At 65.6% G+C, this 14,913-nt stretch carries 14 protein-coding genes and 1 riboswitch; of the genes, 4 read left to right on the top strand and 10 right to left on the bottom strand.

Features of this window, described 5'->3' with window-relative positions; all coding sequences use genetic code 11:
• Window positions 1-22 precede the first annotated feature (22 nt).
• Window positions 23-1,381, top strand: a complete 1,359-nt coding sequence (locus D3F03_RS15605) for a M23 family metallopeptidase (RefSeq protein ID WP_119110361.1) — start codon at window positions 23-25, stop codon at window positions 1,379-1,381.
• Window positions 1,382-1,514: 133 nt separating this feature from the next.
• Window positions 1,515-2,639, top strand: a complete 1,125-nt coding sequence (locus D3F03_RS15600) for an anhydro-N-acetylmuramic acid kinase (RefSeq protein ID WP_281271437.1) — start codon at window positions 1,515-1,517, stop codon at window positions 2,637-2,639.
• A gap of 6 nt (window positions 2,640-2,645) precedes the next feature.
• On the opposite strand, the gene erpA is transcribed toward D3F03_RS15600, so the two are convergent.
• The 6 genes from erpA to D3F03_RS15570 form a co-directional block, all read right to left on the bottom strand.
• The gene (erpA, locus tag D3F03_RS15595; RefSeq protein WP_119110360.1) at window positions 2,646-3,008 is read right to left on the bottom strand and encodes an iron-sulfur cluster insertion protein ErpA; all 363 of its coding nucleotides are present in this window, start codon (window positions 3,006-3,008) and stop codon (window positions 2,646-2,648) included.
• A 60-nt stretch (window positions 3,009-3,068) separates the two neighbouring features.
• Window positions 3,069-3,467, bottom strand: coding sequence for a bactofilin family protein (locus D3F03_RS15590; RefSeq protein ID WP_119110359.1), 399 nt, complete (start codon window positions 3,465-3,467; stop codon window positions 3,069-3,071).
• Between the two features lie 49 nt (window positions 3,468-3,516).
• Window positions 3,517-4,233, bottom strand: a complete 717-nt coding sequence (locus tag D3F03_RS15585; protein ID WP_119110358.1) for a DUF6776 family protein — start codon at window positions 4,231-4,233, stop codon at window positions 3,517-3,519.
• Between the two features lie 143 nt (window positions 4,234-4,376).
• Window positions 4,377-4,769 carry a 30S ribosomal protein S9 gene (gene rpsI / locus D3F03_RS15580; RefSeq protein WP_119110357.1) on the bottom strand — a complete coding sequence of 131 codons (393 nt, stop codon included), beginning with the start codon at window positions 4,767-4,769 and terminating at the stop codon, window positions 4,377-4,379.
• An 11-nt stretch (window positions 4,770-4,780) separates the two neighbouring features.
• Entirely contained in the window at window positions 4,781-5,209 is a 429-nt protein-coding gene (gene rplM, locus D3F03_RS15575; protein WP_119110356.1) for a 50S ribosomal protein L13, read from the bottom strand.
• 219 nt (window positions 5,210-5,428) lie between these two features.
• Window positions 5,429-7,354, bottom strand: coding sequence for a serine/threonine protein kinase (locus tag D3F03_RS15570; protein WP_119110407.1), 1,926 nt, complete (start codon window positions 7,352-7,354; stop codon window positions 5,429-5,431).
• A 228-nt stretch (window positions 7,355-7,582) separates the two neighbouring features.
• Between D3F03_RS15570 and D3F03_RS15565 the strand changes: the two genes are divergently transcribed.
• A complete protein-coding gene (locus tag D3F03_RS15565; protein WP_119110406.1) occupies window positions 7,583-8,476 on the top strand; it encodes a 23S rRNA (adenine(2030)-N(6))-methyltransferase RlmJ in 894 nt (297 codons plus the stop codon).
• Here the strand turns inward: D3F03_RS15565 and metF are convergent.
• From metF to D3F03_RS15545, 4 genes are all read right to left on the bottom strand, one after another.
• Entirely contained in the window at window positions 8,465-9,346 is an 882-nt protein-coding gene (metF, locus tag D3F03_RS15560; protein WP_119110355.1) for a methylenetetrahydrofolate reductase [NAD(P)H], read from the bottom strand. The genes D3F03_RS15565 and metF overlap by 12 nt on opposite strands.
• The gene (locus tag D3F03_RS15555; RefSeq protein WP_119110354.1) at window positions 9,343-10,128 is read right to left on the bottom strand and encodes a TlyA family RNA methyltransferase; all 786 of its coding nucleotides are present in this window, start codon (window positions 10,126-10,128) and stop codon (window positions 9,343-9,345) included. Before D3F03_RS15555 ends, metF begins: the two co-directional genes overlap by 4 nt.
• A 159-nt stretch (window positions 10,129-10,287) precedes the next feature.
• Window positions 10,288-11,721, bottom strand: coding sequence for an adenosylhomocysteinase (gene ahcY, locus D3F03_RS15550; RefSeq protein WP_119110353.1), 1,434 nt, complete (start codon window positions 11,719-11,721; stop codon window positions 10,288-10,290).
• Between the two features lie 69 nt (window positions 11,722-11,790).
• A riboswitch (S-adenosyl-L-homocysteine riboswitch) is annotated at window positions 11,791-11,911 on the bottom strand.
• A gap of 10 nt (window positions 11,912-11,921) precedes the next feature.
• Window positions 11,922-13,148 (bottom strand): MFS transporter, encoded by a 1,227-nt coding sequence (locus D3F03_RS15545; protein WP_119110352.1) that lies wholly within the window; start codon window positions 13,146-13,148, stop codon window positions 11,922-11,924.
• A gap of 120 nt (window positions 13,149-13,268) precedes the next feature.
• On the opposite strand from D3F03_RS15545, the gene D3F03_RS15540 reads away from it, so the two are divergent.
• Window positions 13,269-14,897 carry a peptide chain release factor 3 gene (locus D3F03_RS15540; RefSeq protein WP_119110351.1) on the top strand — a complete coding sequence of 543 codons (1,629 nt, stop codon included), beginning with the start codon at window positions 13,269-13,271 and terminating at the stop codon, window positions 14,895-14,897.
• Window positions 14,898-14,913 lie beyond the last annotated feature (16 nt).

The following is a 14,913-nucleotide window of genomic DNA, read 5'->3' as shown; positions in this document are numbered from 1 at the left end:
ACGCCACCCTGGGGACAGAATTTTGACCAATGGCTTGACCGATGCCAGCCGCGCGCTGCTGCAACCGCTTTCCCGCAGCCTGCGCAACCACCCCAAACGCATTACTGCCGCCCTTGCGGCCCTGCTGCTGACCGCTGGCGGCGGCGCTTTCGCCGTGGCCTCGCTGGGGCCCGACGCCGCCGATCTGCCGCAGCAGCGCATCGCGCAACCCGTGCAGTCGCTCGCCAGCGACGCGACGCTGGCCCAACTCACCGACCGTCCCGCCTTCACGCTGTACCGCAGCGAGCAGCTGCGCAGCAGCGACACGGCCGAATCGCTGCTGCAGCGCCTGGGCGTGGCCGATCCGGCCGCTGCCGCCTGGCTGCGCCGCGACCCCAACGTGCACCAGAACCTGCTCGGCCGCACGGGCCGCTCGGTAACGGCCGAGACCACCGACGACCACCGCCTTACGCGTCTGACGGCACGCTGGGCACCGGACGATAGCGGCAATTTCAAACGCCTCGTCATTGAGCGTTCGGGCGACGGCTTTGCCTCCCGCGTCGAGTCGGCACCGCTCACGGCGTCGAGCCGCTTGTCGGGCGGCGTGATCCGCAGCTCGCTGTTTGCCGCGACCGACGAATCCAATATCCCCGACCCGGTGGCGGTCCAGCTCGCTGAAATATTCTCGGGCGATATCGATTTCCGCCGCTCGCTGCGCAAGGGCGATCGCTTCTCGGTGGTCTATGAAACCCTGGAAGCCGACGGCGAACCGCTGCGCACGGGCCGCGTGCTGAGCGCCGAGTTCGTGAACAACGGCAAGAAGCACGAAGCCATGTGGTTCGAAGAACCCGGCAGCAAGGGGGCTTACTACACCTTGGCGGGCGAAAGCCTGCGGCGCGCCTTCCTGAGCGCCCCAGTGGCATTCACGCGCATCTCCAGCACATTCTCCATGCGCTTTCACCCCATTCTGCAGAAGTGGAAAGCCCACCTGGGCACCGATTTCGCCGCCCCCACCGGCACGGCCGTGCGCACCGTCGGCGATGGCGTGGTCGAGTTTGCCGGCGTGCAAAATGGCTATGGCAACGTGATCTTCGTCAAGCACCGCAGCGAACACGAGACGGTCTATGCCCACCTGAGCCGCATCGACGTGAAGAAGGGCGAGTCGGTCACGCAGGGTGAAACCATAGGCGCAGTGGGCCAGACCGGCTGGGCCACTGGGCCCCACCTGCACTTCGAGTTCCGCGTGAACGGCAAGCAGCAGGACCCGATGGGCATCGCCCGCTCCAGCGAGGCAGCGGCCCCCATCTCCGCGGCTTCGCGGCCAGCCTTTGACCGCGTGGCCGCGCTGATGCGCACCCAGCTCAATTCGGCCGAGCTGATCCAGCAGGCCAGCGCCGAATAATGCTCCCCCCTGAGCCGCCTGCGGCGTCTTCCCCCCAGGGGGACGCCGCCTGCGCGGCGGGACGGCCCTTGCGCGGCGGCCGCTGGCCTGGCGCGCAGTGCCTCTTGTGCGATCTTGGTGGCTGCGGACCGGCGTGAGCACCTCCTGCGCTCCCGGGCTGTACATCGGCCTGATGTCGGGCACCTCGCTCGATGGGGTGGACGGGGTGCTGGCCGAGATTTCAGAGCAAAAATGCACGGTAGCGCTCTACCAGTCCACCCCGATAGCTCCTGAATTAAGAGCAGAATTGCTGGCGCTCAACAGCCCCGGCCCGAACGAACTGCACCGCGCCGCGTTGGCCGGCAACGCGCTGGCCCTGGCCTATGCCGGCGTCGTGCAGGCGCTGCTGGCCGAAAGCGGCCTGGCGCCCGGCGCCGTGCGCGCCATCGGCGCCCACGGCCAGACGGTGCGCCACCGGCCGCAGGAATTCGGCGGCACCGGCTATACCCTGCAACTCAACAACCCCGCGCTGCTCGCCGAGCGCACCGGCATCACAGTGGTGGCGGACTTCCGCAGCCGCGACCTGGCCGCCGGCGGCCAGGGCGCGCCCCTGGTGCCCGCCTTCCACCAACGCGTCTTCGGCCTGCCGGGGCGAACGCGCGCCGTGCTCAACATCGGCGGCATCGCCAACCTCAGCGTGCTGCAGGCGGGCGGCGGGGTGCTGGGCTTCGACTGCGGCCCCGGCAACGCGCTCATGGACGCCTGGTGCCAGCGCCACACCGGCCAGGCCTACGACGACGGCGGCGCCTTCGCTGCCAGCGGCCGGGTGGCGGCCCCGCTGCTGTCGGCGCTGCGCGCCGAGCCCTACTTCGCCCAGCCGCCGCCCAAGAGCACCGGGCGCGACCTGTTCCATAGGGAATGGCTGGAAGCGCACCTGGCGCGCCACGCCGCGCTGGCGCCGCGGGACGTGCAGGCCACCTTGACGGAATTGACCGCCAGCGCTTGTGCAGACTGTGTTAACAGCTATGGAAGTGATAGCGATTTGTTGGCCGTATGCGGCGGCGGCGCGCGCAACACCTTCCTCATGGCGCGGTTGCAGGCGCTGCTGCCCGCGACGCGGGTGACGACCACCGATGCGCTCGGCCTGCCCGCGCAGCAGGTGGAGGCGGCGGCCTTCGCCTGGCTGGCGCACCAGGCCATCGCCGGCCTGCCGGGCAATCTGCCCAAAGCAACGGGCGCCCAAGGCGCCCGTGTACTCGGGGGAATCTACCCCGCCTGAAGCGTTTCAGGAGAAGCTGGAGCCGCAGCCGCAGGTGGAGGTGGCTCCGGGGTTCTTGATGACGAACTGCGCGCCCTGGAGGTCTTCCTTGTAGTCGATCTCGGCGCCCACCAGGTACTGAAAGCTCATGGCGTCGATCAGCAGCGAGACACCGTTCTTGGTCATCACGGTATCGTCCTCATTGGTAATTTCGTCGAAGGTAAAGCCATACTGGAAGCCTGAGCACCCGCCGCCCTGCACAAAGACGCGCAGTTTGAGCTCGGGGTTGCCTTCCTCCGCGATCAGATCGGCCACCTTGGCAGCGGCGCTCTCGGTGAAGAGAATGGGATCGGGCATTTCAGTAGGGGCAGCTTGGATGGCGGCAGTCATGGCGAGGCTCCAGAATTGGGTCTTGGGGGAATACTAATGAAGTCCTTGGGGGATTTCTTTTCACTGGGCGTTAGACGCTAATTTCAGTGGGGGCTTTGCTTCAAGCACAGCGTCGGTAGGCACCATGCTGCCGCAGATGGTGGCGCCCTGGTGCATTTCCAAGGCCTTGTAGTGCACATCGCCCGTGATGCGCGCCTTGGGCTGCAATTCAAGCAGCACCGTCGCATGCACAGGCCCCACGACCTCGCCGTTGACGATGACGTGCGCAGCATGGACGGCACCCTCCACCTTGGCCAGCGCTGAAATCACCAGCAAACCGTTCTGCCCCTCTTCGGCACGCACATCACCACGCACCTGGCCATCAATGCGCAGGCCATCCGTAAAATGCACATCGCCCTCGATGCGGCTGCCCTGGGCGATCAGGCTTTTGATAGCGGGTTGCTTGTTGCGGGAAAACATGGGCGAGGCTCCTCTGGGGACGAATCAAGCGAGCAGTGGGCGCCACCGCTCACGGACTGAGGTCCGTGGTTTGCGAGGCACGAACACGCCCCTCGTGCAGGATTCTGACAGTCAAGGTTTTTACCACGGTATGGGGCGGCAACGGCGCAATGCCTTCGAGCCGCTGGTACTGGCGCAGCTTGAAGGCCTGCGCGTCGCCAGCGAAGCGCTGGCTCCAGGGTTTGCCATCGCGTGTTCCCGCGGCCACCAGCTCCAGCTGACCTGAAAATTCCGTAGCGTTTTTCACGGGCCGCATCAGGAGCACCTGCCAATGCAGTTTGGCATCGGCCTGCTGGTCGGCCTGCAGGCCGCGAATCGCCAGGTCATCGCCCGAGGTGCTGCTGGGAATAAGCTTTTCAAAGAACCCCAGATCCTCCCGCAGCGAGCGGTTTTCGCTCTCAAGTTGCTTGAGCTGGAGCTTTAGTTGCTCAAGGGCCGAGCGCTCGGCCAGCAGCAGGCTGCCCGAGGTGTTGGCAATCGTCTGCGCCTGCTGGGAGTCGGCCCGCAAGCGCGCCAGATCGCTGCGCAGGCGCACCAGTTCTTCGCGGCTACCCGCGTCCAAGCCGGCAATCGAGCGGCCAAAATCGAACGCCCACAGCGACACCGCAGCACAAAACCCGAGGAACACCGCCAGCACCAGCCAGCGCAGCGGCCACGGCAGCGCGCTGCGCACGGCGACGCGTGGGGCACTGATCGTCAGGCGGCGTCTGAGCAGTCGAAAACGCATGCGTCTCCTGTGGCGAGCCGGGTGAAGGACATGGGCACTCTGTGGTGGGCAAAAGGGGCGATTGTGGGCCAAACCGCGTCCACCATGAAAAAAGCCGCCCCGGCGAACCGGTGCGGCTTTTGTGCGAGATCCGCCGCTGCGGATCAGCGCTTGGAGAACTGCTTGGCGCGGCGTGCAGAGCGCAGGCCGACCTTCTTGCGTTCCACTTCGCGCGCATCGCGCGTGACGAAACCGGCCTGGCTCAATACCGGCTTGAGGGTTTCGTCGTAGTCGATCAGCGCACGGGTGATGCCGTGGCGGGCTGCGCCAGCTTGGCCGGATTCACCGCCACCGTGCACGTTGATCATGATGTCAAACGTTTCGGCGTGGCTGGTCAGCATCAGCGGCTGCTTGGCAATCATGATCGAGGTCTCACGGCCGAAGTAGGACTGAATGTCCTTGCCGTTGATCGTGATCTTGCCGCTGCCTTTTTTCAGAAACACGCGGGCGACGCTGGATTTGCGACGGCCGGTGCCATTGTTCCATTCACCAATCATCTCAAGGCTCCTTACAGTTCCAGCACTTTGGGCTGTTGGGCGGTGTGGGGATGCTCAGCACCACCGTACACCTTGAGTTTCTTGATCATGGCGTAACCCAGCGGCCCCTTGGGCAGCATGCCCTTGACGGCCTTCTCCAGCGCGCGGCCGGGGTGCTTGGCTTGCATGTCACGGAAATTCGTGGCCGAGATACCGCCGGGATAGCCCGAATGGCGGTAGTAGATCTTGTCCGTCGACTTGGCGCCGGTCACTCGAAGCTGAGCGGCGTTGATGATGACGATGAAGTCACCGGTATCGATGTGAGGCGTATAAATGGCTTTGTGTTTGCCGCGCAGACGGTGGGCAACTTCGCTGGCTACCCGGCCGAGCACCTTATCGGTGGCGTCAATCACAAACCACTCGTGCGTCACATCAGCGGGTTTGGCGCTGAAGGTTTTCATGAGTTTCTTTGGTTTGGCCGGCCTGAAAAGGGGCCGGCGTCCTTGGGCTCTTTTCCACGGTCGGTGTTTCTCTTGAAATGGAAACCTCTTAGGTGGTACTTGCAAAACCGGATTGAACCCGTTTTTACACTTCGCCGCGGAGCACGCAAGCGCTGCGAAGCCCGCCATTATAACGGGGCCACATCAAAACAGTCCACTGGCTTTCATGCAGGCGCCGCCTCAATTGGCAAAGTGGTTGCTCTCCAGCGGCTCCATGGCCTTGCGGAACTCGACGCAGGCCGAGCGCCCAGCATTGCCCGGCTTGCCGCATTCCTCGCGCAGACACATGCTGCGGGTCAGCACGTTGGTATTGGCACACAGCGGCGCTGGCGGTGGTGCCTTGCGCGGCGCGGGGGCTGGCAGCGGCGCAGGCGGCGGAGCTGGCGCCGGCTCTTGCACCGGGCTTGTCGCTGGCACGGGCGGTTCTTTGGTGGCTTTGGTTGGTCGTGCCGATCGGGGCGGCGTCTTGGACACCGCGCGCGGGTCGCCGGAAGACACAAACGCCGGTGCCGGTCCGTCGTTGGGCGGGGGCATGCTCGCGGCCGCCTGCGCAGCCGTGAGGTCTGTGGCAGCTTGCTCAGCGGGAGCCGCTTCGGGCGCCGACACCGGCGGTTTCAATTCCGTGATGATGGCGTCGGCCGGCGCTGTCGTCGGCTTCGGCAGCGGCGCCTGAGCCGGTCCGCGCAGGGCCCATGCCACGGCAACCGCCGCCAACCCGACCGCGCCCGCGCCAAGCCAGGGCCAGAGCAAACGCCGCGCAGGCGGCGCGGCAGCTCTCTCGCGGGTCCACTCGGATTCGAGCAAAGCCTTCTTGGGAGGAGCCTGCCGTGCCGGCGCCAGGGGCTCGGCCGGCTGGACCGTGTCTGGGTCACGAAACACCGTGTCAGGGCCTAGAAAGACCGTATCGGCGGCATCGGTCTGTGCCGCGTCCTGCGCCCCCGGGGCGGTGGAAGCGATTACCTGGGGAGCTACGGGCTTGGCATGCAGGGGAGCGGACGCAGGGCCCGCCGGTAGCTGCACTGCAGCACCCCCCGCAGGCGCCTGGCCCGTGAGGTCCACGGTACTCGCCGTCATGGTGGCGTCAGGCTGGTCGGTGGGCTCGACCCAGAGGTCCCCCAAACCCGCGCGGAAGTCGAAATGGTCCAGTCCCGCTGGCGCCGATGGCATCGCCATCAACGCCAGAAACGCATCGATGCTCTGGGGTCGGTCTTCAGGCTGCAGCTTGAGCGCCTGGGAGATGGCCTCGATAAAAGGCGGGGAATATTCCTGGCCAAACTGCTTGTGCACCGTCCTGGCCACGCGCGAAAACGGCACCATGCGATCGCGCAGGGCCCGCAGCGTGGCCGGCAGTGGCGCGTCGTTGCACAAACAACCGTGCACCACAGCCGCCAGGGAGTACAGGTCGCTCCAAGGCCCTTGGGCCATCTCGGCGTGGCCCTCACCTTCGCCATCCGAATACTGCTCTATGGGCGCGTAGTTCACCTTCAGCACCGCCGTGTGCTTGCGGTCGCGGTCGTTGATGGCGTGGCGCGAGGCACCCAGGTCCAGCAGCACGGGAGGCCCCATATCCTGCAAGAAGATGTTGTCGGGGGAAATATCGCGGTGCAAGGTGTTGGCGCCGTGCAGCACACGCAGTGCGTCGAGCACGGCCCACAGCACCTGGCGCAGCCAGGCTTCCGGGGGCGGTGCGCGCATCTGGGTACGTGCCTGCTTGAAGGTCATGCCCCGGTACAGCGGCATCACCATGTAGGCGGTGTTGTGCGACTCCCAGAAGCGAAACACCTTCACCAACGAGGGGTGGTCGAACTGCGCCAGCATGCGCGCCTCGTCCACGAACGAGTGCAGGCCCGCCTGGAATGCTGGCTCGTCGGTAGACGAACGCGCCCAGAGTGTCCCATCGCCCGCGCGGGCGGCGAGCGCCGCCGGCATGTATTCCTTGATGGCCACCGTGCGGTGCAGCGAATGGTCAAACGCCTTGTAGACCATGCCAAAGCCGCCCACGCCCAATAGCGACAGGATTTCAAATTCGGCCAGGCGCGTGCCCGCCGGCAGCGCATCAAGGTGGCGCACCTGGGAGCGGTGTTCTGAACGGGAGCTTTCGGTCATGCGGGCGAAGGAGACGTGGCGGGACACAGGCCGGCCAAGGCGCTGGCCGGCTCCATCATCATAGGTTTCCAGGGTCGGTGAGAGCAAAAATGACTTTCTGAGACAAAAATTGCACGTTTTGCGTAGCGCATGGCCGGCGCGCAGGTGCATCTCCTGATTTTCAGCAACAAACATGCCAAACCGACCCGCAGTGCCCAAGGTCCGGGCAGGCATGGTTACCATCGCCCCATGTTCAGTTACCGCCACGCCTTCCATGCAGGCAACCACGCCGATGTGCTCAAGCACACGGTGCTGATTGCCGTCCTGCAGCACCTCACCGAGAAAGATGCCGCGCTGACCGTCGTGGACACCCACGCCGGTGCCGGCCTCTACCGGCTCGACGGCGACTACGCACGCACCAGCGGCGAGGCAGGCGGGGGCCTGCTGCGCCTGGCAGCGCCTGCGCCAGATGCCGAGCCCCTGGCACCTGCCTTGCAGGCCTACCTGGACCTGGTGCGCTCGTTCAACCATGGCAGCAACCTGAAGGTGTATCCGGGCTCGCCCTTCATCGTCCAGCACCTGCTGCGCGCGCACGACCGGCTCAAACTGTTCGAGCTGCACCCCACCGACGCCCGTGCACTGGCCGGCAACGTGGCGCAGCTCAATGCAGGCCGCCAGGTGGCCGTCCTGAGTGAAGACGGCTTTGAGGGCTGGCGCAAGTTTTTACCTCCACCAGCCCGCCGCGCCCTGTTGCTGTGCGATCCCAGCTACGAAATCAAGAGCGACTACGCCAAGGTGCTGGACCTTGCCACCGAGGGCATGAAGCGCTTCCCCACCGGCACCTACGCCGTGTGGTACCCCTTGATTGCCCGGCCCGAAGCGCATGATCTGCCACGCCGCCTGAAAACGCTGGCGACAAAGAGTGGCAAAAGCTGGCTGCACGCCACGCTGACCGTGAAGGCGGGCAAGGTCAAGGAGCTCGCCGACGGCAAGGTGGTGCGCCCTGGCCTGCCGGCCAGCGGCATGTTCCTCATCAACCCGCCGCACACGCTCAAGGCCGCGCTAGCGCCGGCCATGCCACAGCTCGTCGCACGGCTGGGGCAGGACCAGCACGCGGCGTTCACACTGGAATCAGGCGGCTGATACAGGCGCTGTACGTCCCAGGCGCCGGCACAGTTCCAGCACCGCCTGGCTCTGGTTCATGGTGTAGAAGTGCAGCGCCGGGGCGCCGCCGGCGCGCAACTGCTCGCACAAGCGCGTCACCACATCCAGGCCAAACGCCTTGATACTGGCCACATCGTCGCCATAGGACTGCAGGCGCAGGCGGATCCAGCGCGGTACCTCGGCGCCGCAGGCATCAGAAAAACGCAGCAACTGGCTGGAGCTGCCAATGGGCATGACGCCGGGCACCACCGGCACGCGCGCACCTTGGCGCGTGGCGTCGTCCACAAAGCGGAAGTAGGCGTCGGCGTTGTAGAAATACTGGGTGATGGCGGAATCAGCGCCCGCCTGCACCTTGGCGACGTAGGCGCGCAGATCGGCTTCAGGCGACCGTGCCTGCGGGTGCACCTCGGGGTAGGCCGCGACCTCGATGTGGAACGCATCGCCCGTTTCGGCGCGAATGAAGGCCACCAGGTCGCTGGCGTAATGGAACTCGCCGCCCAACCCATAGCCACTGGGCAAGTCGCCGCGCAGCGCCACCAGGCGCCTGACGCCCATGGCGCCCAACATGGCGAGCTGCTCGCGCACCGACTGGCGCGTGGCGCCGATGCAGGAGAAATGCGAAGCGGCGGCAACGCCTTCCTGGAGGATTTCGCGCACCGTGTCGAAAGTGCCCTGCTGGGTCGAGCCCCCCGCACCGTAGGTCACCGAGCAGAACTCGGGCGCCAGCGCCTGCAATTGCTGGCGCACGCCGCGCAGTTTGGCGGCGCCCTCGGGCGTCTTGGGCGGAAAATATTCAAAGCTCACCGGGCAGGCGGCGTTAGAGGCATCAGGGATATTGGCAGCGCTCATGCGGCCCTCCTCGCAAAAACAAAAAATTCGCGGTTGCCGTCGCCACCCTCAATAGGGCTTGGGAACCAGCTTTGGACCGTGAGCCCCAGCTCGGCACAGCAGGCGCGGATGCGCTGCTCGACCACCGCGTACAGCGCCGCGTCGCGCACGATGCCGCCCTTGCCCACCTGGCCTGGCTGCAGCTCGAATTGAGGTTTGACCAGCATCAGCAGCGCCCCGCCGTCCGCGAGCAACGGCACCAGCGCGGGCAGCACCAAGGTTAGCGAGATGAACGAGAGGTCGCCCACAATGACCGAGAATTTAGGGTCAAATTGGCCTTCAGCGCTTATTCCATATGCGCAAGCAGCTATTAAATCAGAAGCATCCAGGGCACGTGCGTTGACCTGCTCGATGCAGGTGACGCGCGCATCGCCCCGCAGGCGCGGGTGCAACTGCCCCTGGCCCACGTCCACGCCCACCACATGGGCAGCGCCTTGCTGCAACAGGCAATCGGTAAAACCGCCGGTGGACTGGCCCACGTCCAGGCACAGGCACCTCGACACGTCCAGGCCGGTAGCAGCCAGCGCCCCTTCGAGCTTGAGCCCGCCGCGCGAGACGTAGCGCGCCTCCGAGTTGTCCTGCAGTTGCAACTCGGCATCGTCCGGTACGTTGTCGCCATTCTTGGCCACCGGCTTCCAGGCGCCCTGCCCCACGCGCCACTGCGCGCCGCCCGCCAGCAGCCGCTGCGCCTGCGCGCGCGAAGCGGCGAGGCCGCGTTCGACAAGAAGTTGGTCAATTCGCATGGAGTTCCGATGGTTTTTTTGTTTCTCTGCCCTGTCAGCGCATAGCGAGCGGCCCGCAGGCTAGGCGCGGGAGGCCCCGGAAACCGGAACGTAGCGGCGCTACGTGAGGATTCACGGGAGGCCCCGCAACGACGCCTGCGGGCCGCGCAGTAGCGCCCGTTAATAGCGGTAGGTGTCGGGTTTGTAGGGGCCTTGCTTGGGCACGCCAATATAGGCCGCCTGCTCGTCCGTCAGCTCGCTCAGCATCGCGCCCACCTTCTTCAGGTGCAGGCGCGCGACCTTTTCGTCCAGGTGCTTGGGCAGCACGTAGACCTTGCCGTTTTCGTAGTAGTCGCTGTGCGTGAACAGCTCGATCTGGGCAATGGTCTGGTTGGCAAAGCTCGACGACATGACGAAGCTCGGGTGGCCCGTGCCGCAGCCCAGGTTCACCAGGCGGCCCTTGGCCAGCAGGATGATGCGCTTGCCATCCGGGAAGATCACATGGTCCACCTGCGGCTTGATCTCTTCCCATTCGTACTGTTCCAGCGTGGCGACCTGGATTTCATTGTCGAAGTGGCCGATGTTGCAGACGATGGCCTGGTCTTTCATGGCCAGCAGGTGCTCGTGCCGGATCACGTCGCGGTTGCCCGTGGTGGTCACGAAAATGTCGGCCTTGTCGGCGGCGTATTCCATGGTGACGACCTTGTAGCCTTCCATCGCCGCCTGCAGGGCGTTGATGGGGTCGATCTCGGTCACCCACACCTGGGCCGAGAGCGCGCGCAGCGCCTGTGCACTGCCCTTGCCCACGTCGCCGTAGCCGGCCACACAGGCCACCTTGCCGGCAATCATCACGTCGGTGGCGCGCTTGATGCCGTCGACCAACGATTCGCGGCAGCCGTACAGGTTGTCGAACTTGCTCTTGGTGACCGAGTCGTTCACGTTGATGGCGCGGAACAACAGGGTGCCCTTGGCCGACATTTCCTTCAAGCGGTGCACGCCGGTGGTGGTTTCTTCGGTCACGCCGATGATCTCGGCACCCTTGCGGCTGTACCAGGTGGGGTCCACGGCCAGCTTGGCCTTGATGGCGGCGAACAGGCAGGTTTCCTCTTCGCTGGTCGGGTTGGCGATCAGCGAGGCGTCCTTTTCGGCGCGCTTGCCCAGGTGCATGAGCAGCGTGGCGTCACCGCCGTCGTCCAGGATCAGGTTCGGGCCTTCGCCGGGGGTGTTGGCCGCACCGAAGTCGAAGATGCGGTGCGTGTAGTCCCAGTAGTCGGCCAGCGACTCGCCCTTGATGGCGAACACCGGCGTGCCGCCCGCAGCAATCGCGGCGGCCGCGTGGTCCTGCGTCGAGAAGATGTTGCACGAGGCCCAGCGCACCTGGGCGCCCAGGGCCTGCAGCGTCTCGATCAACACGGCGGTCTGGATGGTCATGTGCAGGCTGCCGGTGATGCGCGCACCCTTGAGCGGCTGCTTGGCAGCGAATTCCTCGCGGATGGCCATCAGGCCAGGCATCTCGGTCTCGGCGATGCGGATTTCCTTGCGGCCCCAGGCGGCCAGGCCGATGTCGGTAATGGCGCAGTCAATGGAATCAAGTGGGGGGGTACGGGCGTTCATGGGTGGCTCCAAAAGCTGTTTTGAAACACCACCTGCCGCGAGGGGGGATTGAGAGCCCATCGCACGCAAGGTGGATGAGCGTCGTTGCACAGCGGATCTGTGAGCCTGTCGAACTGACAGACCGTTCGGCCCGGCCTCCCGAGCCTCACGCCTGCTGAAATAGCGGGACGCTGCAACGCTCCTCGGGAGAAGAATGCGGATTATATCGGCGTGCGTTCCCGCAGGCGCAGTGCCATCGCCAGCGCACCCGCCAGCAGCACCAGCGAGAACCCCACCAAGGCCGGCCAGCGCCCATGCTCCCAGAACCAGCCACCCGCCGAACCCAGCACGCTGGAGCCCAGGTAGTACGCCAGCAAATACAGCGAGGACGCATGCCCCTTGGATTGGCGTGCCAGTTGCCCCACCCAGCCACTGGCGACCGAATGCGCCACGAAGAAACCAAAAGTGAGCACGGCAATGCCCACAATCACCCAAAGCAGCGGCGCCACCAAGGTCAGCACCACGCCAGCGACCATCAGCGCCACACCGCCCACCAGCACCGGCGCGCGCCCCAGCCGGTCCGCCAGCGCGCCAGCCGTGGGCGAAGCAAGGATGCCAAACAGGTAGACGCAAAAGATGAGGCCAATCTGCGTCTGGCTCAAGCCATAGGGCGGCAGCGCCAGGCGAAAGCCCGCGTAATTGAAGAGCGAGACAAACACCCCCATCAGCGCAAAGCCCGACAGAAACAGCAATGGCAAGCCGGGCGTGTGCAAGTGCGCGCGCCAGGCGTCCAGATGAAACTGCAAGCTCTGCGACTGCCGCGTGCCAGACGGCACTGCCCCGCTGGTTTTGGGCAGCAACCGCACAAACCCGATCGCTGACAGCAGCCCCAGCGCACCGATGGTGGCCATTGCTGCGCGCCAGCCAAATTGGTCGGCCAGCGCACTCGTCCCCACCCGCCCGGCCATGCCGCCAAATGCCGTTCCGCCAATGTAGAGGCCCATGGAGAACCCCAGCCCGCGCGGGTGGATCTCATCGGCCAGATAGGCCATGGCCACGGCGGGCACACCGCCGAGCAAAATGCCCTCCAGCGCCCGCGCCACCAGCAACGCACCCCAGGTGGGCGCCACGGCTGCCAGCACATTGCATACCGCCGCCAGCGCCATGGAGGCAAACATCAGCCGCCGTTTGTCCCGCCCTTCCGACAAGGCGCCGGCAACAAAAATGGCCACCGCCAGGCACCCGGTGCTGACCGACAGCGCCAGCGAACTGCCCGCAGCCCCCAGGCCAAAGTGCGCCGCCAGCTCCGGCAGCACCGGCTGCACGCAGTACAGCAACGAGAAGGTTGCGAAACCTGCCATAAACAAGGCCAGGCTGATGCGCCGGTAGGCGGGCGAACCCGCTTGCACCCAGGTACGGGTGGCGGGCGATGGGTCGGATTCCTGCATGGGCGCAACTGTGACACGGGCGCGCGAACCCTGCTCTGCCTATCGGCCCCGTAAAATCAACGGGCTTTAAGCACGCATGCCCTGCCGTGCGCCTGCTCACCCCTGAATTCTGGATCTCCCTTGTCCTACGCCTCTGAAACCCGGCGCCGCCGCACCTTTGCCATCATTTCCCACCCCGACGCCGGCAAGACCACGCTGACGGAGAAGCTCCTGCTGTTCTCGGGCGCGATCCAGATCGCCGGCGCCGTCAAAGGCCGCAAGGCCAGCCGCCATGCCACCTCCGACTGGATGGAGATCGAGAAACAGCGCGGCATTTCAGTAGCGTCAAGCGTGATGCAGATGCTCTACCGCGAGCACGTCATCAACCTGCTCGACACCCCCGGCCACAAGGACTTCTCGGAAGACACCTACCGCGTGCTGACCGCCGTCGATTCGGCCTTGATGGTGATCGACGCCGCCAACGGCGTGGAAGCCCAGACGCGCCGCCTGATCGAGGTCTGCCGCCAGCGCGACACCCCCATCATCACCTTCGTCAACAAGATGGACCGCGAAGTGCGCGACCCGCTGGACATCATGGACGAGGTCGAGCGCGAGCTGGGCATGCCCTGCTGCCCCATGACCTGGCCGGTGGGCCAGGGCAAGCGCTTTGGCGGCATCATCAACCTGCGCACCCAGGCGATGACGGTGTTCGAGTCGGGCAGCGAGCGCCGGCCCCAGGATTTCGAAACCATTCCCCTCACCGAAACTGCCCGGCTGCGGGCACGCTTTGGCAGCGAGTTCGACACCGCCATGGAAAGCATGGAACTGGCGGTGGGCGCGTCGCCCACCTGGGACCATGCGCAGTTTCTGGCGGGCAAGCTCACACCCGTGTTCTTCGGCTCGGGGGTGAACAACTTCGGCGTAATGGAAGTGCTCGACGCCCTGGTGGACATGGCCCCGCCGCCCGGCCCGCGCATCAGCACGCTGGAAGTCAACAAGCAACCGGTGGTCAAGACCGTCCAGCCCGAGGACGAAGGTTTTTCTGGCGTGGTCTTCAAGGTGCAGGCCAACATGGACGCCAACCACCGCGACCGCATCGCCTTCGTGCGCGTGGCCTCGGGCAAATACCAGCCCGGCATGAAGCTCAAGGTGCAGCGCACCGGCAAGGAGCTGCGCCCCACCAGCGTGGTCACCTTCATGAGCCAGCGCCGCGAAGCTGTCGAAGAAGCCTACGCCGGCGACATCATCGGTTTCACCACGCACGGCGGCGTGCAGCTGGGCGACACCATCACCGATGGCGCCAACCTGCAGTTCACCGGCCTGCCGTTTTTTGCCCCCGAGCTGTTCATGACCGTGGTGCTCAAGAACCCCTTGCGCACCAAACAACTGCAGCAAGGCCTGGCCCAGCTGGGCGAGGAAGGCGCCATCCAGGTCTTCAAACCCGACACCGGCGGCAACATGCTGCTGGGCGCCGTGGGCCAGCTGCAATTTGAAGTGGTGCAGCACCGCCTGAAAGGCGAATACGACGCCGACGTGCGGCTGGAGGGCTGCCAGTACACGGGTGCGCGCTGGATCACCGCCGACACCCCGGCCGAGCTGCGCGAATTTGAAAATGCCTACCCGCTGCGCATGGCGCACGACGCGGCCAACACCCTGGCCTACCTGTGCACCAGCCCCTACGACGTGCGCCTGGCACAGGAACGCTTTCCCAAGATCCACTTCCACCCGCTGCGCGAGCATGCGGGGCTGGCGCTGCAATCGGGCGGTTGATACCATCCACCGGAAA

It is taken from the genome of Simplicispira hankyongi (assembly GCF_003570885.1).
GTDB lineage: Bacteria > Pseudomonadota > Gammaproteobacteria > Burkholderiales > Burkholderiaceae_C > Simplicispira > Simplicispira hankyongi.
The sequence above is the reverse complement of the archived record's forward strand: the minus strand, read 5'-3'. Positions and strand labels throughout refer to the sequence as shown.